Genomic DNA, 20,480 nt, shown 5'->3' with positions numbered 1-20,480 from the left:
GCCGTGGCCGGGGTGGGCAGTGGGTCAGCGAGCGACCTTGCCGGCCTTCAGGCAGGACGTGCACACGTTCAGCCGCTTGGGGGTGCCCCCGACGACCGTCCGCACGGACTGGATGTTCGGGTTCCAGCGGCGCGGGGTCCGGCGATGCGAGTGCGAGATCGAGTTGCCGAAGCCCGGGCCCTTGCCGCAGACATCGCAGGTGGCAGCCACGGGAGAACTCCTAGGGTGAAAGTGGACGTACGTATCGACACAGTGCTGCGTGTCGGCGCCACTGGCGCAGACAACCGCGCCAGCATACCGGGTGGAGCGCGTGCGGCCCAAACCGTGTCGTACGGGCGCACCGATGTCGGCCGGGGGCGGTACGCTCCACGCGACACCCGGGTCGAGCGGACGGGAGGGGGTGCGAGCCGCGGTGGAGCCGGTGCCCGACGCCGAGGTCGTCCGCCGGTGGTGCCGTGCCGCCCTTGAGGCGATGGCCCTGGCGCGTGAGGAGGTCGACGCTCTGAACGTCTATCCGGTGCCGGACGGCGACACCGGAACGAACCTGTACCTCACCCTCGAGGCGGTGGCCGAGGCCGTGCAGGACTGCGAGCCCGACGCCGCGCTGCCGCAGGTCGCCGAGGCGATCTCCCGCTCGGCGCTGCGCGGGGCGCGGGGCAACTCCGGCATCATCCTGGCGCAGATGCTGCGCGGCGTGGCGGCGGTCCTCTCGACACCCGGCGTCACCCTGGCCGACGGCCGTGCGCTGGCCGACGGGCTCGTGCGCGCCGCCGACGAGGCCGAGCGCGCCGTCGCGGAGCCGGTCGAGGGGACCATGCTGACCGTGGCGCGGGCTGCCGGAACCGCCGCACGCCGGCAGGCGGAGAGCCCGGGCGCCGCGCTGGCGGACGTCGCCGCGGCCGCGGCGAGCTCGGCCCGCGACGCGCTGGAGCACACCCCCGACCAGCTCGACGTGCTGCGCGCCGCCGGTGTGGTGGACGCCGGCGGACGGGGGCTCACCGTTCTGCTCGACGCGTTCGACACGGTGGTGACGGGCCGTCGCGCGCTGCCGGCGCCACGCCGCGTCGGCACGCACCAGGTGCCGGCTCCGGCCGCCGCCGGCGCGTGCCCGGCGTCGTCCGGCGCGTCGGTTGCCGGGCCCGCCTTCGAGGTGATGTACCTGCTCGATGCTCCGGACGACCGGATCCCCGTGCTGCGGGCGAGCCTGGCCGAGGCGGGCGACTCGCTGGTGATGGTCGGCGGTGACGGCGAGTGGCACGTCCACGTGCACGTCGACGACGCCGGCGCCGCGGTCGAGGCGGGGGTGCGGGCCGGGACGCCGTCGCGCATCAGCGTGACGTCGCTGCATCCCGCCGGACCGGGGCAGTCGGGCGAACCCGCCGGTCGGGTCCTCGTGGCCTCCGCCGCCGGCTCCGGGCTGGCGGAGCTGTTCGCCACGGCGGGCGCCACGGTCGTGTCCACCGCGGCCGGGCACCGCCCGACGACGGCGGAGGTGCTCACCGCCGTCGACCGGGGAGGCGCCGGCGACGTGGTGATCCTGCCCAACGAGCGCGATGCGCTGCCCGCGGCGCAGGCCGCCGCCGCGGACGTCCGCGCGGGAGGCCGCCGCGTCGCCGTGATCCCCACCGTGGCGCAGGTCCAGGGGCTGGCGGCACTGGCCGTGCACGAGCCGGCGCGCCCGTTCGACGCCGACGTCGTCGAGATGACCACCGCGGCCGGGCACACGCGCCACGGCGCGGTCACCGTCGCCACCCGTGAGGCCGTGACGATGGCCGGGGTCTGCCGCCCGGGCGACGTCCTCGGCGTCGTCGACGGCGACTTCGCCGTCGTCGGAGACGGGCTGCTCGAGGTCGCCGCCGAGGTGCTGCGGCGGATGCTCGCGGCCGGAGGCGAGTTGGTGACGGTCGTCACCGGCGCGGACGCCGCCGACGATCTCGCCGCCGGCGTCGAGACGGCCGTCCGGAAGGCACACCCCGAGGTCGACACCGTGGTGTACGACGGCGGGCAGCCCCGATATCCCCTGTTGCTCGGAGTCGAGTGATGACCGGTTTCGACACGGGCCTGCGCGCGGTGCTCGGCGACAAGACCGCCAAGGCACTGGCGAAGGCGCTGGACCTGCGCACCGTTGGCGACCTGCTGCGGCACTACCCGCGACGCTACGTGCAGCGCGGTGAGCTCACCGACCTGAGCGCGCTGCGCGAGGACGAGCACGTCACCGTCGTCGTCCGGGTTCAAGAGGTGTCCAGGCGGTCGATGCGCAACCGGCGCGGCTCCATCGTCGAGGCCATCGTCACCGACGGCACCGGCGAGCTGACGCTCACCTTCTTCAATCAGGCGTGGCGCGAGCGCGAGCTCGTTCCCGGGCGCATGGGGCTGTTCGCCGGCAAGGTCGGCACCTACCGCGGCCGGCGCCAGCTCGCGCACCCCGACTACCAGCTGTTCGGGGACCACGTGCAGGACGTCCGCGAGGCCGCCGAAGAGTACGCGGACGAGATCATCCCGGTGTACCCGGCCAGCGAGAAGCTGCCGTCGTGGCGCATCGCGAAATGCGTGCAGCTGGTGCTCGACCAGCTCGGTGACCCGCCGGACCCGGTGCCGGCCCAGATCCTGCGCCAGCGTGAGCTGCCCGGGCTGGCCGAGGCGCTGCACGCGGTGCACCGACCGCGCCGCATCGAGCTCGCCTGGCAGGCGCAGCACCGGCTGCGCTACGAGGAGGCGTTCGTCCTGCAGACCGAGCTCGCCCGGCGCCGGCTGTCCACGGCGGCGCTGCCGGCGATGCGCCGCGCCGCGGTGCCCGGCGGCCTGCTCGAGACTCTCGACGCGACGCTGCCGTTCACGCTGACCGAGGGGCAGCGGCGGCTGGGCGACGAGATCGCCTCGGAGCTCGACACCCCGCACCCGATGCACCGTCTGCTCCAGGGCGAGGTCGGCGCCGGAAAGACGGTCGTCGCGCTGCGCGCCATGGCCGCCGTCGTCGACTCCGGTGGGCAGGCCGCGTTGCTGGCGCCCACCGAGGTCCTGGCGCAGCAGCACTACCGGTCGCTCACCGCGATGCTGGGGCCGCTGGCCCAGCGCGGCATGCTCGGCGGCTCCGAGGTCGGCACCCGGGTGGCGCTGGTCACCGGGTCCATGCCCGCCGCCGCCCGCCGCGAGGCGTTGCTCGACATCGGCGTGGGCGACGCGGGCATCGTCGTCGGCACCCACGCACTGCTGGAGGAACAGGTCCAGTTCTTCGATCTCGGGCTGGTGGTCGTGGACGAGCAGCACCGTTTCGGCGTCGAGCAGCGTTCGGCGCTGGCGGCGAAGAGCCGCGACGGCACCCGCCCGCACGTGCTCGTCATGACCGCGACACCGATCCCGCGCACGGTCGCCATGACAGTCTTCGGCGACCTCGAGATCTCCACGTTGTCCGACGTCCCGGGCGGCCGTGCCGAGGTGTCGACGCACGTCGTGCCGGTCGACGAGAAGCCGCACTTCCTCGACCGCGCGTGGCAGCGGGTCCGGGAGGAGGCCGAAGCCGGGCATCGTGTTTACGTGGTCTGCCCGCGCATCGGCGACGAAGCTGACCACACTGCCGCCGAGCCTGCCGACCCGGACGGCTCCGGCGAGCGGCGCCCGACCGCGGTGCTCGAGCTGGCCGAGACACTGCGCGCCGGCCCGCTGCAGGGTATCGGCGTCGAGGTGCTGCACGGCCGGCTCACGCCCGAGGCCAAGGACGCCGCGATGGCCGGCTTCGTCCAGGGCACGGCGCCGGTCCTGGTCGCCACCACCGTCGTCGAGGTCGGTATCGACGTGCCCACGGCGTCGATGATGGTCATCACCGACGCCGACCGGTTCGGGGTGTCGCAGCTGCACCAGCTGCGCGGGCGCATCGGTCGCGGTGACGTTCCCGGTGTGTGCCTGCTGGTCACCGACGCGCCGCCCGGTTCGCCGGCGCGCGAGCGCCTAAACGCCGTCGCCGCCACGCGCAACGGTTTCGAACTGTCCCGCGTCGACCTCGAGCAGCGCCGCGAGGGCGACGTCCTCGGCGCCGCGCAGTCCGGCCGGAGGTCCAGCCTGAAGATGCTCAAGGTGATCCGCGACGAGGAGGTCATCAGGCACGCCCGCGACGACGCCACCGTCGTCGTCGCCGGCGACCGCGACCTCACCGAGCACCCGGCGCTGCGCAAGGCCGTCGACGCCGTGGTCGAGGAGCAGCAGGCCGAGTACATCGACAAGGCGTGAGCCGTGAGGTGCGGACGGCTCGGAGCGCGACGGACAGGATCGTGGCCGCATTTCGAGTGGGTGACACAGCGGGCAACAGTTGCCAGCTGTGTCGCCACTCAAAACGAAGACCGTCTGCTGTGGAAGCGCCACACCGGACCAGCCCGCCGCGCCCGAAACTCGGTTGGCATCGTCACGCTCGGGTGCTTGCGTTGGCAGGACACATCTCTACGTGCCGAAGGAGTCTCGTGCCGACGTCCTACACACCTTCCGGGGTCGCCTACGACCGAGCCGGACCACCCGGCGACCTGCCGGTCGTGCTGATCCACGCCGGTGTCGCCGACCGCCGGATGTGGGATTCCGTCTGGCCCTCCCTCACCGCCGAACACGACACCGTCCGGCTGGACCTGCGTGGTTTCGGCGCGTCGACGCGACGACCGCAGGCAGCGTTGTCGCCGGTCGGGGACGTGATCGACACACTCGCCGTGCTCGGTGTCGAGCGCTGTCACCTGATCGGAGCCTCCGTCGGCGCCGGAGTCGCCGTCGAGACGGCGCTGGTCCGGCCGGAGCTGGTGGAGTCCCTGCTGCTCAGTGCGCCGGGCGGCACGCTCATCGCCGACGTCACGCCGGACCTGCGTGAGTTCGCCGAAGCGGAGGACGCCGCGCTGGCCCGCGGCGACCTGGAGGGCGCCGTCGAGGCGAACGTGGCCACCTGGGCCGTCGGCCCCGGCCGGAACGCGGACGACGTTCATCCGACGTTGTGCGAGCAGGTCCGCCGGATGCAGCGGCTGGCGTTCGAAAACACGGCCGAGTGGGACGACGTGCAGGAGGACGAGATCGAACCGCCCGCGCTCGAGCGGCTCACACACGTCACCGTGCCGACCCTGGTCCTCGTGGGGGAACTCGACCTCGTGGCGATCCACGACGCCGCGGGCCGTGTGGTCGACGCCGTCCCCGGCGCGCGGCGCGTCGATTGGCCCGACACCGCTCACCTGCCGTCGATGGAGCGGCCCGCAGACTTCGTCGCGCTGCTCCGTGAGTGGCTGCCGTCCGCGATGTCGAGGGCCGACGGCGGGGGAGCAGCATGACGCGGATCGTCGCCGGCGCGGCGCGGGGCCGGCGGCTGGCGGTGCCGCCCGGACACCGCACCCGGCCGACCTCGGACCGGGTGCGCGAGGCGCTGTTCTCCGCGCTGTCGTCGGCCTCCGGTGGTCTCGACGGGTCGCGGGTCCTCGACCTGTACGCCGGCAGCGGGGCGCTCGGGCTGGAGGCGTTGTCGCGCGGGGCGGCGCACGTGCGCCTGGTCGAGTCGGACGCCAGGGCGGCGCGGGTCATCTCCGCGAACGTCGAGCGGCTCGGGCTGCCCGGCGCGGAGGTGGTGCACGCGAAGACGGAGCGTGCGCTGGCCACGCCGCCCGGGCGACCCTACGACGTCGTGCTCGCCGACCCGCCGTACACGCTCGGTGAGCCCGAGTTGCGCACGATGCTGACCGCGCTGGTGAACGGCTGGCTGGCCCCGGGTGCGATAGTGGTGGTCGAGCGGGACCGGCGGAGCCCGCGACCGCAGTGGCCCGACGGCCTGATCGGGGACCGGGAACGCCGATACGGCGAGACCACACTCTGGTACGGTCACCGCTCCGAGACGAGCTTTCCCGCCGATGGCGGGAGTTGAGTGGCCGGTAGGGATCGGTCGTAAGGAGAACCACGTGCGGCGCTGTGTCTGTCCCGGTTCCTTCGACCCGGTCCACAACGGCCACGTCGACGTCATCGAGCGCGCGGCCCAGATGTTCGACGAGGTCGTGGTCGCGGTCCTGGTGAACGTGTCCAAGAAGGGGCTGTTCGACCTGGACGAGCGGATGACGATGCTGCGGGAGGCCTGCGCCGACGTCCCGAACATCCGGATCGAGAGCTTCGGCGGCCTGTTGGTCGACTTCGCGCGGGAACGGGACATCCCCGCCGTAGTGAAAGGGCTGCGCGTGGTGACCGACTTCGACTATGAACTACAGATGGCACAGATGAATCACCGTCTCACCAGTTTGGAGACACTGTTCGTCGCCACCATCCCCGACTACTCGTTCCTGTCGTCCAGCCTGATCAAAGAGGTGGCGTCCTACGGGGGAGACATCGCCGGGCTCGTGCCCGAGGCCGCGTTGCACCGGCTACGCGACCGGCTCGGGCCGCAGTGATCGGGTGACACCACTCCAGGGGGAGGATCATGGAGGTTCACGAAAAGATCACCGAAATCGTCGCGATGGTCGACTCGGCGCGGACCATGCCGATGTCCTCGACCGCGATGGTCAACAAGCAGCAGCTGCTGGTGCTGCTCGACGAGGTCCGCGAGTGCCTGCCCGAGAACCTGCGCGCCGCCGAGGCCGTCCTCGGGCAGCGTGAAGCACTGCTCGTCGAGGCGCGCGGCAACGCCGAGAAGGTCGTGGGCGAGGCCCGCGACGAGCATGCCCGGCTGGTCGACGACCACAGCGTGACGCAGGCGGCGCGGATCGAGGCCGACGAGATCCTGCGGGTGGCCCACGACCAGGCGCAGGCGATCCGGGACGACGCCGACGACTACGTCGACGCCAAGCTCGCCCGGCTCGAGGTGGCCGCGCAGCGCATTGTCGAGACGGTCCGCGACGGTCGCGAGCAGCTGCAGCACCCCACGCCGTTCGACGAGCTCGCGCACCGGCGGAACGGGCACGAGCTCGACGAACGCGCCGATGCCGGCGGTGCCGATGTCGTCGTCGGCGACGGCGCCCTGGCCGACGACGGCGACGCTGCCGGCGCCTCGGAAGAGGTCACCGTGGCGGAGACGAAGCACGCCCCGTAGACGAGCCGCTCGGCGCCGCCGGCGCCGGTTTGGGGTCGACCTGAGCGATCTAGTACTCTTGGGCGTCGGCCTCACGTCGAGGCCCGATCGGCACGCCCGCAGCACGACGAGAGTTGGTCATCCTGAGCACGCTCGACCCGCGCGCACCGTTCGTGCTCGACACGCACGAGCTCGGACGCCGGCCCGGTTCGGCTCAGCGCAAGACGCTCTCGCTGCCTGCGCCGTCCGATCTGGGGCTCGGCGGCGTGGTCTGGGTGCCCGAAGGGACCGATCTCGAGTTCGAACTCCGGCTCGAAGCGGTCATGGAGGGTGTGCTCGTATCGGGTACGGTTCGTGCGCCGTTCGACGCGGAGTGCGTGCGGTGCCTGGACTCCGTCGACGGCGAGGTCGTCGCGGACGTCCAGGAGCTGTTCGTGTATCCGGAGCGGGCCGACGACCCCGACGTCGAGGCCGAAGACAAGGAGTTGCGTGTCGAGGGCGAGCTGATCGACCTCGAACAGCCGGTCCGAGACGCGGTGGTGCTCGCGCTGCCGCAATCACCGGTCTGTCGTCCGGACTGTCCCGGTCTGTGCTCCCAGTGCGGAGTACGGCTGGCCGACCATCCGGACCACGTACACGAGACGACCGACCCACGGTGGGCGGCCCTGGCAGGGCTGTTCACCGATGACACGACCGAGTCCGGCTCCACGAGGGCCGGCCCGACGGAAGAGAGCTAGCCGTGGCCGTCCCCAAGCGGAAGATGTCCCGCAGCAACACCCGCCACCGCCGTTCGCAGTGGAAGGCCAAGCTGCCGCAGGTCCAGAAGCGGACCCAGAACGGCCGTACCACCTGGGTGGTCGCCCACCGGGCGCACGTCGTCGAGGACTCCCAGGGGACGGCACTGTTCCGGGAGTACAACGGCCGACAGGTCGGCGACGCCTGAGCGGATGCTCGTGTAGGACGTAGACGTTGACGGCCGAATCCCCAGCCCTGTCCGTACTGGAGGGGCGCCTCGGCCTGTCCGTCGACGCCGAGCTGCTGCAACTTGCGCTGACCCACCGCTCGTACGCCTACGAGCACGGTGGGCTGCCCACCAACGAGCGGCTGGAGTTCCTCGGTGACGCCGTGCTGGGGCTCGTCGTCACCGATGCGCTCTATCGCATGCATCCGGACCTGTCCGAGGGTCAGCTCGCCAAGCTCCGTGCCGCGGTCGTGAACATGCGCGCGCTGGCATCGGTGGCCCGCGAGCTCGAGCTCGGACAGTTCGTGCTGCTCGGCCGCGGTGAGGAGGCCACCGGCGGACGCGACAAGTCGTCGATCCTCGCCGACACGGTCGAGGCGCTCATCGGCGCCGTCTACGTCGACCGCGGCCTGGGCGAGACGTCCGCACTGGTGCACCGCCTGGTCGACGGCCTGATCGAGGCGTCCGCGCTGCTCGGCGCCGGGCTCGACTGGAAGACGTCGCTGCAGGAGCTCACCTCGCAGCAGTCGCTCGGGGTGCCGGAGTACCACATCACCGAGGACGGCCCGGACCACGCGAAGACGTTCACCGCCGAGGTGATCGTCGGCGGTGAGGTGCGCGGGCGTGGCGCCGGCCGCAGCAAGAAGGAGGCCGAGGCGCAGGCCGCGGAGCTGGCCTGGAAGGCCCTCAGCGACGGTGTGCGCGAGCCGGACGAGCCCGGCGAGTCCGACCGCTCGGGTCACCAGCGGTAGCCACCCCGTGCCCGAACTGCCCGAGGTCGAAGTCGTCCGGCGCGGAGTCGCCGAGCACGTGTCCGGCCGGGTGATCGCCCGGGTGGAGGTGGCGCATCCGCGGGCGGTGCGCCGGCACGCTGCCGGAGCGCGAGACTTCGCCGACCTGCTGGCAAAGAAGGCCGTGCTCGGGGTGCACCGTCGTGGAAAGTACCTCTGGCTGCCCCTGGACGACCACCGGCACGCCGTTGTCGGCCACCTCGGCATGAGCGGGCAGCTGCTGGTCCAGCCGGCGGCGGCTCCGGACGAGCGGCACCTGCGGGTGCGGTTCGCCTTCACCGACGGCGATCCGGAGCTGCGTTTCGTCGACCAGCGCACGTTCGGCGGGTTCGCGGTGGCGCCGGCCGGACCGGACGGCGTGCCGGAGCCCATCGCACACATCGCGCCCGACCCGATGGACGAGGCGTTCGACGACGACGGCTTCGCCGCGCGGCTGGCGCGGCGCCGTACCGGCGTCAAACGCGCGCTGCTCGACCAGAGCATGGTGTCGGGCGTGGGCAACATCTACGCCGACGAGGCGTTGTGGCTGGCACGGCTGCACTACGCGCGTCCCACCGAGACGCTGCGCCGTGCCGACGTCGACCGGTTGCTGCAGTCGCTGCGCGAGGTCATGGCCGCCGCGCTGGCTCAGGGTGGCACGTCTTTCGACAGCCTGTACGTCGACGTCAACGGCGAAAGCGGCTACTTCGACCGGGCGCTGCACGTCTACGGCCGCGCGGGCGAGCCGTGTCGGCGGTGCGCGGCGCCGGTGCGCCGGGACCCGTTCATGAACCGTTCGTCGTACACGTGCCCGCATTGTCAGCCGCGTCCGCGTCGCGCCCGTTGGTGACGGTTTCGCGCAGGTTTCGACGAGGGATGGCGAAACTCCCGAACAAGTTGACCGGAAGCTACCCCGGGTGGGATGCTTGACGTATTGCTGCGGCCTGTGCGTCTGTTCTGTTCCAGACCGGCCCGCCGCGGCGATCACTGATTGCGACATGTTGATTCCAAGGCCTGTGTGGAGGGCTTCTACCATGGCGAAGGCGCTACTGGGGTACGTCGGTGCTGCTGACCCGCGGCTCGCAACGGAGGTACAGCGCCTCCGTAGGCGAGTGACCGACCTCGAAGCGCAGGTGCTGCGGCTGCAGGCGGAGAACGACCATCTCGCCGAGGCCGCTGTCGAGCACAGCCGCCTGCTGGACGACACGACCGTCCCCGAGCCCGCGCTGACCTGACGTCGAGCCCGGGTCACACCGTTCGGATATCCCCGGCGTCGTGCGGTCCGAGGGGTAAGCTGGCCGGCAACCTCGCCGCCGTACGGCGCGTGAGGTCCGTGCAGCCGTGTGGGGACGCGGCGAGGAGAGTCGGTCAGTGCACCTGAAGAGCTTGACGTTACGGGGATTCAAGTCCTTCGCGTCGTCGACGACGATGCGTCTCGAGCCCGGCATCACGTGCGTCGTCGGGCCCAACGGTTCCGGCAAGTCCAACGTCGTCGACGCCCTCGCCTGGGTGATGGGCGAGCAGGGCGCGAAGAGCCTGCGCGGCGGCAAGATGGAGGACGTCATCTTCGCCGGCACCACCGGCCGCGCCGCGCTCGGCCGCGCCGAGGTCGAGCTGACCATCGACAACGCCGACGGCGCGCTGCCGATCGAGTACGCCGAGGTCACCATCTCGCGGACGATGTTCCGCAGCGGCGGCTCCGAGTACGCCATCAACGGCCAGAACTGCCGGCTGCTGGACGTGCAGGAGTTGCTGTCCGACTCCGGCATCGGCCGCGAGATGCACGTGATCGTCGGGCAGGGCCAGCTGGACCAGGTGCTGGCCGCGACGCCGGAGGAACGCCGCGGATTCATCGAGGAGGCCGCGGGCGTCCTCAAACATCGCAAGCGCAAAGAGAAGGCGCTGCGCAAGCTCGAGGCGATGCAGGCGAACCTCACCCGGGTCGAGGACCTCACCGCCGAGCTGCGACGCCAGCTGGGTCCGCTGGGCAAGCAGGCCGAGCTGGCGCGCAGGGCCGCGGTCATCCAGTCCGACCTGCGCGACTCCCGGCTGCGTCTGCTGGCCGACGACCTCGTGCAGGCTCAGGCCGCGCTCGAGCAGGAGGTCGCCGACGAGAAGGCCCTCAAGGCACGGCAGGCCGAGCTGACCCGCAGTGTCGAGCGCGCGCGCGCCGCGGAGTCGCGGCTGGAGGCCGAGGTCAAAGAGGCCACGCCGCGGCTGTCGCGGGCCCAGGACGCCTGGTACGGGCTGTCCGGCCTGCGTGAACGCATCCGCGGGACGGCGTCGCTGGCGACCGAGCGCGGCCGGCACCTGTCGGCGCCGGTGGAGTCCGGCTCGTCCGGCCGCGACCCGGACGAGCTCGAGCAGGAAGCCGCGGCGATCCGAGAGCAGGAGGCCGAGCTCGAGGAGCAGACCGAAGAGGCTCGTTCGGTCCTCGACGACGCGATGCAGCGCCGGTCCGAGGCCGAGGAGGCGGCCGAGGCCGAGGAGCGCCGCCTGGCCGCACTCACGCGTGCGTCGGCCGACCGGCGCGCCGGGCTGGCCCGGCTGTCCGGCCAGCTCGAAGGGTTGCGCCGCCGCGTGCGCGACGCCGAGGCCGAGCTGTCGCGGTTGACCGAGCAGCGCACGGCGGCGGCCGAACGGGCGACCGCGGCAGAGCACGAGTTCACCGCGCTCGAGACCACCATCGCCGGGTTGTCCGTGGGCGAGGAGGGCCTGGACGCCGAGCACGAGCGGGCCGCGGCCGAGCTGACCGCGGCAGAGGAGGAGCTCGGCCGGCTCAAGGACACCGAGCGCGCCGCCGAGCGCGAGCGCGCGGCGCTGGCCGCGCGGCACGAGGCGCTCGAGATGGGACTGGCCCGGCGCGACGGCGCGGAGTCGCTGCTGGCCGCGTCCGACCGCCTGTCCGGGGTGCACGGCTCCGTGGCGGCGCTGCTGACCGTACAGGCCGGCTGGGAGGCCGCCGTCGCCACGGCGCTGGGCCCGGCCTCGGACGCGGTCGTGGTGTCGTCGGTCGACGACGCCGTCGCGGCGCTGCGGCTCCTGCACGACGACGATCTCGGCCGTGCCGGGCTGATGGTCGGCGGGCCGGCCAGTCATCAGCCCGACGACCGTGCGTCGTGGCCCGCGCTGCCGTCGGGCCTGCGCTACGTCATCGACCTGGTCGATGCGCCGGCCGACGTCCGTCCGGCACTGACCCGGCTGCTGCGCGGCGTGGCCGCCGTCGACGACCTTCCTGCCGCGCGTGCGCTGGTCGCCGAGATCCCCGAGCTCGAGGCGGTCACCCGCGACGGCGACCTGATCGGGCGCTACCGCGGCTACGGCGGCTCGGCCAACGCGCCGAGCCTGCTCGAGGCGCAGGCCGCCGTGGACGAGGCCGCCGACCAGCTGGCAGCCGCGACGCGACAGTCCGAGGAGCTCGGCCGGCAGCTCGCGGCAGCCGAACAGCGGCGTGAGGAAGCCGCCGCGGTCGAGGCCGCCGCGCTGAGCAAGCTGCACGAGTCCGACGCCGAGATGTCGGCCGTCGCCGAGCAGCTCGCCCGGCTGGGCAGCACGGCACGCACCGCCGGCGAGGAGGCCGAACGGCTGGCCACGGCGGTGACCGAGGCCGAGCAGGCGCGCGACCGCGACCAGGCGGCGCTGGCGGAGATGGAGGAGCGGGTCGCCGCCGCCGAGGAGTCCGGCGACGAGGAGGAGGAACCGTCCACCGACGAGCGCGACCGGTTGCTCGAGGCGGCCCGGCAGGCCAGGCAGGCCGAGACGGAGGCGCGGCTGTCGTTGCGCACCGGCGAGGAACGCGCCCGCGCGCTGACCGGCCGGGCGGAGAGCCTCGAGCGGGCCGCACGCGAAGAACGCGCGGCGCGCGAGCAGGCGGCCGTCGCCGCCCGGAGGCGGGCCGAACAGGCCGCGGTGGCCACGGCGGTCGAGCGCGGGGCGCAGTCGCTGCTCGAGCATGTCGAGCGCTCGCTGCAGCTCGCCGACGCCGAGCGGGCGGAGGCCGAGCAGGTCCGTGCCGAACGTGAGGCGGCGTTGAGTGCGGAACGCGAACGGGTCCGGGCACTGAGCGCGGAACTGGACGAGGTCAACTCCACCGTGCACCGCGACGAGCTCGCCCGGGCCGAACACCGGCTGCGGGTGGAGTCGCTGGAGACCAAGGCGGTCGAGGAGCACGGTGTCGAAGCGTCGACACTCGTCGACGAGTACGGGCCGCACCTGCCGGTCCCGGTCCCGCCCGGCGACGACGGCGAGGAACGCGAGCCGGTGCCGTACGTCCGCGAGCAGCAGCAGAAACGGATGAAGGCCGCCGAACGCGACCTGGCGAAGCTGGGCAAGGTCAACCCGCTGGCGCTGGAGGAGTACGCGGCGCTCGAAGAGCGGCACTCCTTCCTCAGCGAGCAGCTCGAGGATCTCCGGAACACCCGCCGTGACCTGCTGGACATCGTGAAAGAGGTCGACGACCGGGTTCAGCAGGTGTTCTCCGAGGCGTTCGAGGACACCGCGCGTGAGTTCGCCGCGGTCTTCGGCCGGCTGTTCCCCGGCGGAGAGGGCCGTCTCGTGCTCACCGATCCGGACGACATGCTGGCGTCCGGCATCGACGTCGAGGCCCGGCCGCCGGGGAAGAAGGTCAAGCGGCTGTCACTGCTGTCCGGCGGCGAGCGATCTCTCGTCGCCGTCGCTTTTCTTGTCGCGCTGTTCAAGGCGCGGCCCAGTCCGTTCTACATTCTCGACGAGGTCGAGGCGGCACTGGACGACACCAACCTGGGCCGGTTGCTCGACATCTACGAGGAGCTGCGCGAGCAGAGCCAGCTCGTCGTCATCACCCACCAGAAGCGCACCATGGAGATCGCCGACGCGCTGTACGGCACGTCGATGCGCGGCGACGGCGTGACGGCCGTCATCAGCCAGCGCATCCGCGAGTCCGAACCAGCCTGAGCGGTGTCCACTCCAGCTGACGGCGACGGCCGGCGTGTGCCCGTCGCGGCCGGACGGGGTGCGTTCACCCTGCTGCTGATCGCCACCCTCGGCACGTTCGCCAGCTACTCCGTGCTGCTGCCGGTCGTGCCGTTGTGGGCGGAGTCCGGCGGTGCCGGAACCACCGGCGCCGGATCCACGACCGGCGTGTTCATGCTGACCACCGTCCTGACACAGCTGGCGGTGCCGGCGCTGCTCGCACGGTTGGGCCCGCGCGCCCTGCTGGTGGCCGGCGGTGTGTTCATGGCGGTGTCGAGCGCCGCGTTCGCGCTCTCGGCGCGGCTGTGGCCGGTGGTCGCCGTGTCGGGGCTGCGTGGTGTGGGGTTCGGGCTGCTCACCGTGGTGGGCAGCGCCCTGATCGCGATGCTGCTGCCGGTGGGCGAACGCGGCCGCGGGTCGGCGCTGTACGGCCTGGCGGTCGGCGTGCCGAACGTGGCCGGGCTGCCCGCGGGCGTGTGGCTGGCCGAGCACGTCGGGCATCGCACGGTGTTCGTGGTGGCCGCGGTGGTGGCCGCGGCCGGCACGGCTGCTGCGGCGGTGATGCCGCACATCGACCCCGTCCGGCACGGTCACCGGCGCCGGTCCGCGGACGAGCCGCGGTGGGAGGGCGACGGCCGTGCCGAGGACGAAGGCGGGGCCGGCGGCCCGGGCGTGCCGGTGGCGGCGCTCCTGCTGCCGGCGGTGGCGCTGGTCACGACCGCCCTGGCGGCCGGCGGCGTGGTGACGTTCCTGGCCGTGGCCGTTCCGCACGCCACAGCGGTGTCCGGTGCGCTGTTCTCGTACGGGCTGGCATCCATCGTGGGCCGCTCCGCGGCGGGGGTGCTCTCCGACCGGATGCGCCGCCCGGTCACGGTGATCCCCGGGGTCGTGGCGGGAACGGCCGGCATGGCCCTGCTGGCCGCCGCTGCGGCGGGGACGGCGGTGACGCCGTCGGTGCTGGCCGGCGCCGGCCTGCTCGGCCTGGGGTTCGGCGCGGTGCAGAGCGACACGCTGATCACGATGTTCCACCGCACCGGACCACGCGGCTACGGCAAGGCGAGCACGGTGTGGAACGTCGCTTACGACGGCGGTTTCGGCATCGGCTCGGTGGGCGTCGGCGTCGTGGCTGCGCTCTCGGACTTCACCGCCGCGTTCGTGGTGACCGCGGCCGTGGTGCTGGCCTCGCTGCCGGTGGCCGTCCGCGCCGCCCGCGCCCGCACGACTGCGCATTGAGATCACGGGTATGGGAGGACACGGCATCGTCGGAGCACGCGTGTCACGAGGCTAGGGTGGTGGCCGTGGGACGAACGGACTCCGCTTCCAGGACGATCGCCGCACCGTCCGGCCGCGCGTACGCGGCGCTCGTCGATCCGGACGCGTTGACGGCATGGCTTCCGCCGGCGGGGATGACCGGGCGCTTCGAGCGCTTCGACCTGCGCCCCGGAGGCGGCTACCGGCTCGTCCTCACCTACGCCGACGCCGCCTCCGCTCCCGGCAAGGCCACCGCGGACTCCGACATCGTCGAGGCGCGTGTCGTCGACCTGGTTCCGGGTGTACGGGTCGTGCAGGCGGTCGACTTCGTCTCCGACGACCCGGCCTTCACGGGAACGATGACCATGACCTGGGAGGTCACCCCGGTCGCGGGCGGCAGCCTCGTCGACATCCGCGCCGAGGACGTTCCTGCCGGTGTCTCCGCGGAGGACCACGCCGCCGGGCTCGCATCCTCGCTCGCGAACCTCGCGGCCTACCTGGAGCGGTAGGGGAACGTCCGGTGAGTGCCGGGGGTGACGGCCCTTTGTGCTCAGATGTGAAGGCAACACCCGGCTGATCAGGAACATTGTGTTCGACTCTTGACGTCAGGAAGTGGACTCAGCATGCTTGGTCCATGCCAGCCGGGGGCGTGGGGTCGCAGGGCGCGCTGCGGGCGGCCAATCGCCGCCTGGTGCTCGACGCGCTGCTGGAGTCGGGGGCGCTGATCCAGGCCGATCTGGCCCGGCGTACCGGGCTGTCCGCGGCCACCGTGTCGACCATCGTGCACGACCTGACCGCCGAGGGTCTGCTGCGCATACAGGATACGGTCTCCAGTGGCCGGCGGGCCCGCGCGGTGAGCCTGCGTCCCGACGCCGGTGTCGCGGTGGGCATCGACATCGGGCGGCGCCACGTCCGGGTGGTGCTGGCCGACCTCTCGCACACGGTGCTGGCCGAGGAGGAGTCCCAGGCGCACCTCGGCGCCCCCGCGAGCGAGCACATCGCGCTGGTGCGCAAGCTGTTCGACGCGCTGCTGAGCTCCACCGGGGTCGAACGGTCGGCCGTCGTCGGCGTCGGCGCCGGGCTGCCGGGCCCGATCGACGTCCGCGACGGGCAGGTGGGCTCGGCGTCGATACTGCCGGAGTGGATCGGGGTGAACGCGGCCGAGGCGCTGGGTGACGCGCTGGGCATGCCGGTGTCCGTCGACAACGACGCCAATCTCGGCGTGCTGGCCGAGGCGACGTGGGGCGCGGCCCGCGGGCACCGCGACGCGGTCTACCTCAAGATCGGCACGGGCGTGGGCGCCGGGCTGATCATCGGCGGCGAGCCGCACCGCGGCGCGATCGGGCTCGCGGGCGAGATCGGCCACCTGACCATGGACGAGAACGGGCAGGTCTGCCGCTGCGGCAACCGCGGCTGCCTCGAGACGACCGCGTCGTCGTCGATCGTGCTCGACCTGCTGGCGCGCAGCCACGGCGACGACCTGACCGTCGCCGACGCGGTGGCGGCCGCTCACGGCGGTGACGTCGCCTGCCGGCGGGTCATCGGCGACGTCGGCCGGCACGCGGGGGTGGCGGTGGCGAACCTGTGTAATCTGATCAATCCCGGCATCATCGTCGTGGGCGGACAGCTCGCGGCGGCGGGCGAGGTGCTGATGGATCCGTTGCGTGAGGCGTTCGCGCGCTACGCCATCCCGTCGGTCGGTGCGTCGACGCAGGTCACGACCGGTTCACTGGGCCGGGGAGCGCAGTCGATGGGTGCCGTGGCGCTCGCGTTGCAGTCGGCGGAGCGGCACCTGCTGGCGGGAGGTTCGAGGTAACAAACATTACAGTCTGGACTCGCTGTTGTATTCAAGGGTTGACGCCAACGGTGCGAGGGCGTTCACTGACAACGCTGAGCAGCAGCGAACTTCGTGTACGGAGGCGGCATCATGCGGCGAACACAGGCCATCGCGGCGTTGGCAGTGGTCGGACTGACCCTGTCTGCGTGCGGTAGTGACGACGGCGAGAGCACCAGCGGCGGAGGCGGCGGCGAAAGCGGCGGCGAGGTCGAGGTCTTCACCTGGTGGGCCCAGGGCAGCGAGAAAGCCGGGCTGGACGCCCTGGTCAAGGTGTTCGAGGAACAGAACCCCGACTTCACCTTCGTCAACGGCGCCGTGGCCGGCGGCGCGGGCAGCAACGCCAAGAACGTGCTGCAATCGCGGCTGCAGACCAACGACCCGCCGGAGACGTTCCAGGCGCACGCCGGCGCGGAGCTCACCGACTACATCGAGGCGAACCAGGTCCAGGACATCTCCGCGATGTACGAGGAGAACGGCTGGAACGAGGTCTTCCCGCAGGACCTGCTCGACCTGCTGACCGTCGACGACGCCATCTACTCGGTGCCGTCGAACATCCACCGCGCCAACGTCGTCTGGGCGAACCCGTCCGTCCTGCAGAAGGCGGGTATCGACCCCAGCACCCCGCCGGCCTCGATGGACGACTGGATCGCCCAGCTCGAGAAGCTCAAGGCCAGCGGCGTGACACCGCTGTCGATCGGTATGGACTGGACCCAGGTGCACCTGCTCGAGACGGTCCTGCTGGCCGAGCTCGGCGCCGACGCGTACACCGGCCTGTGGGACGGCTCCACCGACTGGGCGTCGTCGGAGGTCGGGGCGGCCGTCGACACCTACGCGCAGCTGTTGTCGTTCACCAACACCGACCGGCAGAACCTCGACTGGCCGGACGCGACCCAGCAGATCATCGACGGCAAGGCCGCCTACAACGTCATGGGCGACTGGGCCGAGGCGGCGTTCCAGGAGCAGAACCAGAAGTTCGGCACCGACTACGTGACGTTCCCGGTGCCCGGGACCGACGGGACGTTCGACTTCCTGGCCGACTCGTTCACACTGCCGGTGGGCGACATCAACACGGCCGGCACCGAGGCGTGGCTGCAGACCATCGCCAGCCCGGAGGGGCAGAAGGCGTTCAACCTCGCGAAGGGCTCCATCCCCGCGCGCACCGACGTCGACGCCAGCGAGTACCCCCCGTACCAGCAGACCGCGATCGAGTCGTTCGCCAACGACACGATCGTGCCCTCGCTGGCGCACGGCGCCGCCACGCCGGTCGCGTGGCTCGGCGAGATCACCGCGGCCGTCAGCAAGTTCAGCGCCGACGGTGACGTCGAGGGCCTGAAGTCCGGGCTCGTCGACGCCGCGGAGAAGAACCTCGAGAGTTGACCCGGACCGTCGACGTCACCGACCCTCACCGGCGCGCCCGCTCGGCGCGTCGGTGAGTTCGAGGAGTGAGTGGTGCGTAACAAGCTCCATCGCTGGGGCCCGCCGATCCTGCTGATCGCGCCGTCGGCCGTGCTGATCGGCGTGTTCGTGTACGGGCTGATCGGCGTCAACTTCAACACGTCGCTCACCGACAACATCCGCGGGCAGACGACCGGATACGTCGGCCTCGAGAACTACACCACGTTGTTCTCCGACGACACGTTCATGTACTCGCTGCGCAACCTGGCCATCTACACGTTGGCCTTCCTCGCGGGGACGTTGTTCTTCGGGTTCCTCTGGGCGTGGTTGCTCGAGCGTGGTGTCCGGGGCGAGGGGATCTTCCGGACCGTCTACCTGTTCCCGATGGCGGTGTCGTTCGTCGCCTCCGGCGTGGTGTGGCGGTGGCTGCTGAACAGCAACACCGGCGACAGCGCCAGCGGGCTCAACCGCGGGCTCGACATGATCGGGCTGGGGTTCCTGCAGAACTCGTGGTGGACCGACGAGACGTGGGGCATCTTCGCCATCGCGGTTCCGGCGATCTGGCAGCTGTCCGGCTACATCATGGCGCTGTTCCTGGCGGGCTTCCGCGGCATCCCGGAGGAGCTGCGTGAGGCGGCGCGCATGGACGGCGCCAGCGAGTGGAAGCTGTACCGGCACGTGATCTTCCCGCAGCTGTCGCCGGTGGCGCTGTCGGCGATCATCATCATCGGGCACATGTCGCTGAAGGTCTTCGACCTGATCATGGCCATCGCGGGACAGACGAACTACACGACACAGGTACCGGCGACGCAGATGTGGATCGCGTTCACCCGCGGCGAGTACTCCGTGGCCGCGGCGATCGGCACCATCATGCTGCTGGTGGTCGCGGTGATGATCGTGCCCTACCTGGTCCACAACTACCGGGCGGAGCGGAACCGATGACCACACAGCTCGTCGACGACGCCACGCCCGCGCCGCCCAGGTCGGCCCGACCGGACACGTCCCGGCGCCGGAGGCGCACCGCCCGTACGGCCAAGTACCTGCTGCTGCTGGTGTTCCTGATGGGCGTGATGATCCCGGCCTACGTGCTGTTCGTCACCAGCTTCAAGAGCCTTGGCGAGGCGACGCCGACGCGTGCGTGGGCGCTGCCCACCGAGTGGTACACCGGCGGCTGGGAGCGCGCGTGGGACGCCCTGTCGCCCGCGCTGGGGCGGACGTTCGCGCTGGTGATCCCGTCGTCCATCGTGTCGGCGGTGCTGGGCTCGATGAACGGGTTCGTGCTGGCGAGATGGCGGTTCCCGTACGCCGACCTGGTGTTCACGCTGATGCTGTTCGGCATGTTCATCCCGTACCAGGCGGTGATGATCCCGCTGGTCGAGCTGATGCAGGGACTCAATGTTCCCAGCGGCATCCCGAGCCTGTTCGTGCTGCACGTGGTGTTCGGGCTGCCGATCTGCACGCTGATCTTCCGCAACTACTACGCCTCGGTTCCCGAGGACATGATCGAGGCCTCGCGCGTCGACGGCGCCGGGATGCTGCGGACGTACGCCTCGATCGTGCTGCCGCTGTCGGCTCCCGGGTTCGTCGTGGTGCTGATCTGGCAGTTCACCTCGGCGTGGAACGACTTCCTGTTCGCGATCTTCTTCTCGAACGCGCAGAACGGGCCGGTGACCATCAGCCTGAACTTCCTGGCCAGCGGGCAGCTGCAGGACTACTCCGCCAGCATGGCCGGCGCGCTGATCGCGTCGTTCCCGACACTGATCGTCTACATCGTCCTCGGCCGCTGGTTCATCGGCGGCCTGATGTCGGGGTCCGTCAAGAGCTGACACCCTCCGCGACACCACGCTGATCATCAACCCTGTTCCGGGCATATCGTCCGAAACGGGGTTGATGATCAGCTTTTTCGTGCGACACGCGTGTCCGATGATCCTGCTTGGGTACGAGAAGTGGTATAGCGTGCGAGTTGCTGTTGTGAATGCTGTGACCAATGTGACTCATGGGGGTGTCGCACATGACAGCTGTCGTGGTGGCCATGCTGGGCATCGTGGTACTGGCGACCGGCGTGCTCGCCGCAGTGGGCGGCTATCACCACTTCGCGCACTCGCCATGGTTCAGACGCCGGGTCCGCCGGTGGCGCTACGTCGCGACGCTGCGGGTGGACGAGGCCCGCGAGAGCGGCGCCCAGCTGTTGCGCGTGACACGGCGGACCGTGGCCGAGCGGTTGAGTCGCCCGGTCGGCGGGACCAGCCGCGTGCGCGCGCCGCTGCCGCGCTGAGCACGTCGAATACCTGACCGTGGGGCCGGCGTGTC

The 20,480-nt window shown here is 71.6% G+C and carries 20 protein-coding genes; 19 read left to right on the top strand and 1 reads right to left on the bottom strand.

Going from position 1 to position 20,480, the window contains the following annotated elements:
* Nucleotides 1–24 precede the first annotated feature (24 nt).
* Nucleotides 25–210, bottom strand: coding sequence for a 50S ribosomal protein L28 (rpmB, locus tag CLV30_RS05155; RefSeq protein ID WP_106536141.1), 186 nt, complete (start codon nt 208–210; stop codon nt 25–27).
* Nucleotides 211–421: 211 nt separating this feature from the next.
* Between rpmB and CLV30_RS05150 the strand changes: the two genes are divergently transcribed.
* From CLV30_RS05150 to CLV30_RS05060, 19 genes are all read left to right on the top strand, one after another.
* Nucleotides 422–2,041: a DAK2 domain-containing protein gene (locus CLV30_RS05150; RefSeq protein WP_205740656.1), complete on the top strand. Its 1,620-nt coding sequence runs from the start codon at nt 422–424 to the stop codon at nt 2,039–2,041.
* Nucleotides 2,041–4,224 (top strand): ATP-dependent DNA helicase RecG, encoded by a 2,184-nt coding sequence (gene recG, locus CLV30_RS05145; RefSeq protein ID WP_106536139.1) that lies wholly within the window; start codon nt 2,041–2,043, stop codon nt 4,222–4,224. Before CLV30_RS05150 ends, recG begins: the two co-directional genes overlap by 1 nt.
* Nucleotides 4,225–4,451: 227 nt before the next feature.
* Nucleotides 4,452–5,291, top strand: a complete 840-nt coding sequence (locus tag CLV30_RS26260; RefSeq protein WP_106536138.1) for an alpha/beta fold hydrolase — start codon at nt 4,452–4,454, stop codon at nt 5,289–5,291.
* The gene (rsmD, locus tag CLV30_RS05135; RefSeq protein WP_106536137.1) at nt 5,288–5,875 is read left to right on the top strand and encodes a 16S rRNA (guanine(966)-N(2))-methyltransferase RsmD; all 588 of its coding nucleotides are present in this window, start codon (nt 5,288–5,290) and stop codon (nt 5,873–5,875) included. Before CLV30_RS26260 ends, rsmD begins: the two co-directional genes overlap by 4 nt.
* A gap of 34 nt (nt 5,876–5,909) precedes the next feature.
* The gene (gene coaD, locus CLV30_RS05130; RefSeq protein WP_240723232.1) at nt 5,910–6,389 is read left to right on the top strand and encodes a pantetheine-phosphate adenylyltransferase; all 480 of its coding nucleotides are present in this window, start codon (nt 5,910–5,912) and stop codon (nt 6,387–6,389) included.
* A gap of 29 nt (nt 6,390–6,418) precedes the next feature.
* A complete protein-coding gene (locus CLV30_RS05125) occupies nt 6,419–7,027 on the top strand; it encodes a F0F1 ATP synthase subunit B family protein (RefSeq protein ID WP_106536135.1) in 609 nt (202 codons plus the stop codon).
* 113 nt (nt 7,028–7,140) lie between these two features.
* Complete coding sequence (locus tag CLV30_RS05120; protein ID WP_106536134.1) at nt 7,141–7,743, top strand: YceD family protein; 603 nt, start codon at nt 7,141–7,143, stop codon at nt 7,741–7,743.
* Nucleotides 7,744–7,745: 2 nt separating this feature from the next.
* A complete protein-coding gene (rpmF, locus tag CLV30_RS05115; RefSeq protein WP_106536133.1) occupies nt 7,746–7,949 on the top strand; it encodes a 50S ribosomal protein L32 in 204 nt (67 codons plus the stop codon).
* A gap of 26 nt (nt 7,950–7,975) precedes the next feature.
* Complete coding sequence (gene rnc / locus CLV30_RS05110) at nt 7,976–8,719, top strand: ribonuclease III (RefSeq protein WP_106536132.1); 744 nt, start codon at nt 7,976–7,978, stop codon at nt 8,717–8,719.
* 7 nt (nt 8,720–8,726) lie between these two features.
* On the top strand, nt 8,727–9,587 hold the full coding sequence (mutM, locus tag CLV30_RS05105; protein WP_106536131.1) for a bifunctional DNA-formamidopyrimidine glycosylase/DNA-(apurinic or apyrimidinic site) lyase: 861 nt from the start codon (nt 8,727–8,729) through the stop codon (nt 9,585–9,587).
* A gap of 184 nt (nt 9,588–9,771) precedes the next feature.
* Complete coding sequence (locus tag CLV30_RS27745; RefSeq protein ID WP_106536130.1) at nt 9,772–9,972, top strand: hypothetical protein; 201 nt, start codon at nt 9,772–9,774, stop codon at nt 9,970–9,972.
* A gap of 136 nt (nt 9,973–10,108) precedes the next feature.
* On the top strand, nt 10,109–13,669 hold the full coding sequence (smc, locus tag CLV30_RS05095) for a chromosome segregation protein SMC (protein WP_106536129.1): 3,561 nt from the start codon (nt 10,109–10,111) through the stop codon (nt 13,667–13,669).
* Nucleotides 13,670–13,672: 3 nt separating this feature from the next.
* Nucleotides 13,673–14,920 carry an MFS transporter gene (locus CLV30_RS05090; RefSeq protein ID WP_205740657.1) on the top strand — a complete coding sequence of 416 codons (1,248 nt, stop codon included), beginning with the start codon at nt 13,673–13,675 and terminating at the stop codon, nt 14,918–14,920.
* Between the two features lie 65 nt (nt 14,921–14,985).
* Nucleotides 14,986–15,447, top strand: a complete 462-nt coding sequence (locus CLV30_RS05085; RefSeq protein ID WP_106536380.1) for an SRPBCC family protein — start codon at nt 14,986–14,988, stop codon at nt 15,445–15,447.
* A gap of 125 nt (nt 15,448–15,572) precedes the next feature.
* On the top strand, nt 15,573–16,754 hold the full coding sequence (locus CLV30_RS05080) for an ROK family transcriptional regulator (RefSeq protein ID WP_106536127.1): 1,182 nt from the start codon (nt 15,573–15,575) through the stop codon (nt 16,752–16,754).
* Nucleotides 16,755–16,865: 111 nt separating this feature from the next.
* Complete coding sequence (locus tag CLV30_RS05075) at nt 16,866–18,152, top strand: ABC transporter substrate-binding protein (protein WP_106536379.1); 1,287 nt, start codon at nt 16,866–16,868, stop codon at nt 18,150–18,152.
* A 72-nt stretch (nt 18,153–18,224) separates the two neighbouring features.
* On the top strand, nt 18,225–19,112 hold the full coding sequence (locus CLV30_RS05070; RefSeq protein ID WP_106536378.1) for a carbohydrate ABC transporter permease: 888 nt from the start codon (nt 18,225–18,227) through the stop codon (nt 19,110–19,112).
* Nucleotides 19,109–19,996 (top strand): carbohydrate ABC transporter permease, encoded by an 888-nt coding sequence (locus tag CLV30_RS05065; RefSeq protein ID WP_106536126.1) that lies wholly within the window; start codon nt 19,109–19,111, stop codon nt 19,994–19,996. The genes CLV30_RS05070 and CLV30_RS05065 overlap by 4 nt, the downstream gene beginning before the upstream one ends.
* Nucleotides 19,997–20,181: 185 nt before the next feature.
* Nucleotides 20,182–20,445 carry a hypothetical protein gene (locus tag CLV30_RS05060; protein WP_129710933.1) on the top strand — a complete coding sequence of 88 codons (264 nt, stop codon included), beginning with the start codon at nt 20,182–20,184 and terminating at the stop codon, nt 20,443–20,445.
* Nucleotides 20,446–20,480 lie beyond the last annotated feature (35 nt).

The sequence above is a fragment of the Haloactinopolyspora alba genome, assembly GCF_003014555.1.
Classification (GTDB): domain Bacteria; phylum Actinomycetota; class Actinomycetes; order Jiangellales; family Jiangellaceae; genus Haloactinopolyspora; species Haloactinopolyspora alba.
The sequence above is the reverse complement of the archived record's forward strand: the minus strand, read 5'-3'. Positions and strand labels throughout refer to the sequence as shown.

Coding starts and splice junctions, on each gene's coding strand:
- CLV30_RS05125 (WP_106536135.1), top strand. CDS start 6,419: ATGGAGGTTCACGAAAAGATCACCGAAATCGTCGCGATGGTCGACTCG.
- recG (WP_106536139.1), top strand. CDS start 2,041: ATGACCGGTTTCGACACGGGCCTGCGCGCGGTGCTCGGCGACAAGACC.
- CLV30_RS05060 (WP_129710933.1), top strand. CDS start 20,182: ATGACAGCTGTCGTGGTGGCCATGCTGGGCATCGTGGTACTGGCGACC.
- CLV30_RS27745 (WP_106536130.1), top strand. CDS start 9,772: ATGGCGAAGGCGCTACTGGGGTACGTCGGTGCTGCTGACCCGCGGCTC.
- CLV30_RS05080 (WP_106536127.1), top strand. CDS start 15,573: ATGCCAGCCGGGGGCGTGGGGTCGCAGGGCGCGCTGCGGGCGGCCAAT.
- CLV30_RS05065 (WP_106536126.1), top strand. CDS start 19,109: ATGACCACACAGCTCGTCGACGACGCCACGCCCGCGCCGCCCAGGTCG.
- rsmD (WP_106536137.1), top strand. CDS start 5,288: ATGACGCGGATCGTCGCCGGCGCGGCGCGGGGCCGGCGGCTGGCGGTG.
- CLV30_RS05075 (WP_106536379.1), top strand. CDS start 16,866: ATGCGGCGAACACAGGCCATCGCGGCGTTGGCAGTGGTCGGACTGACC.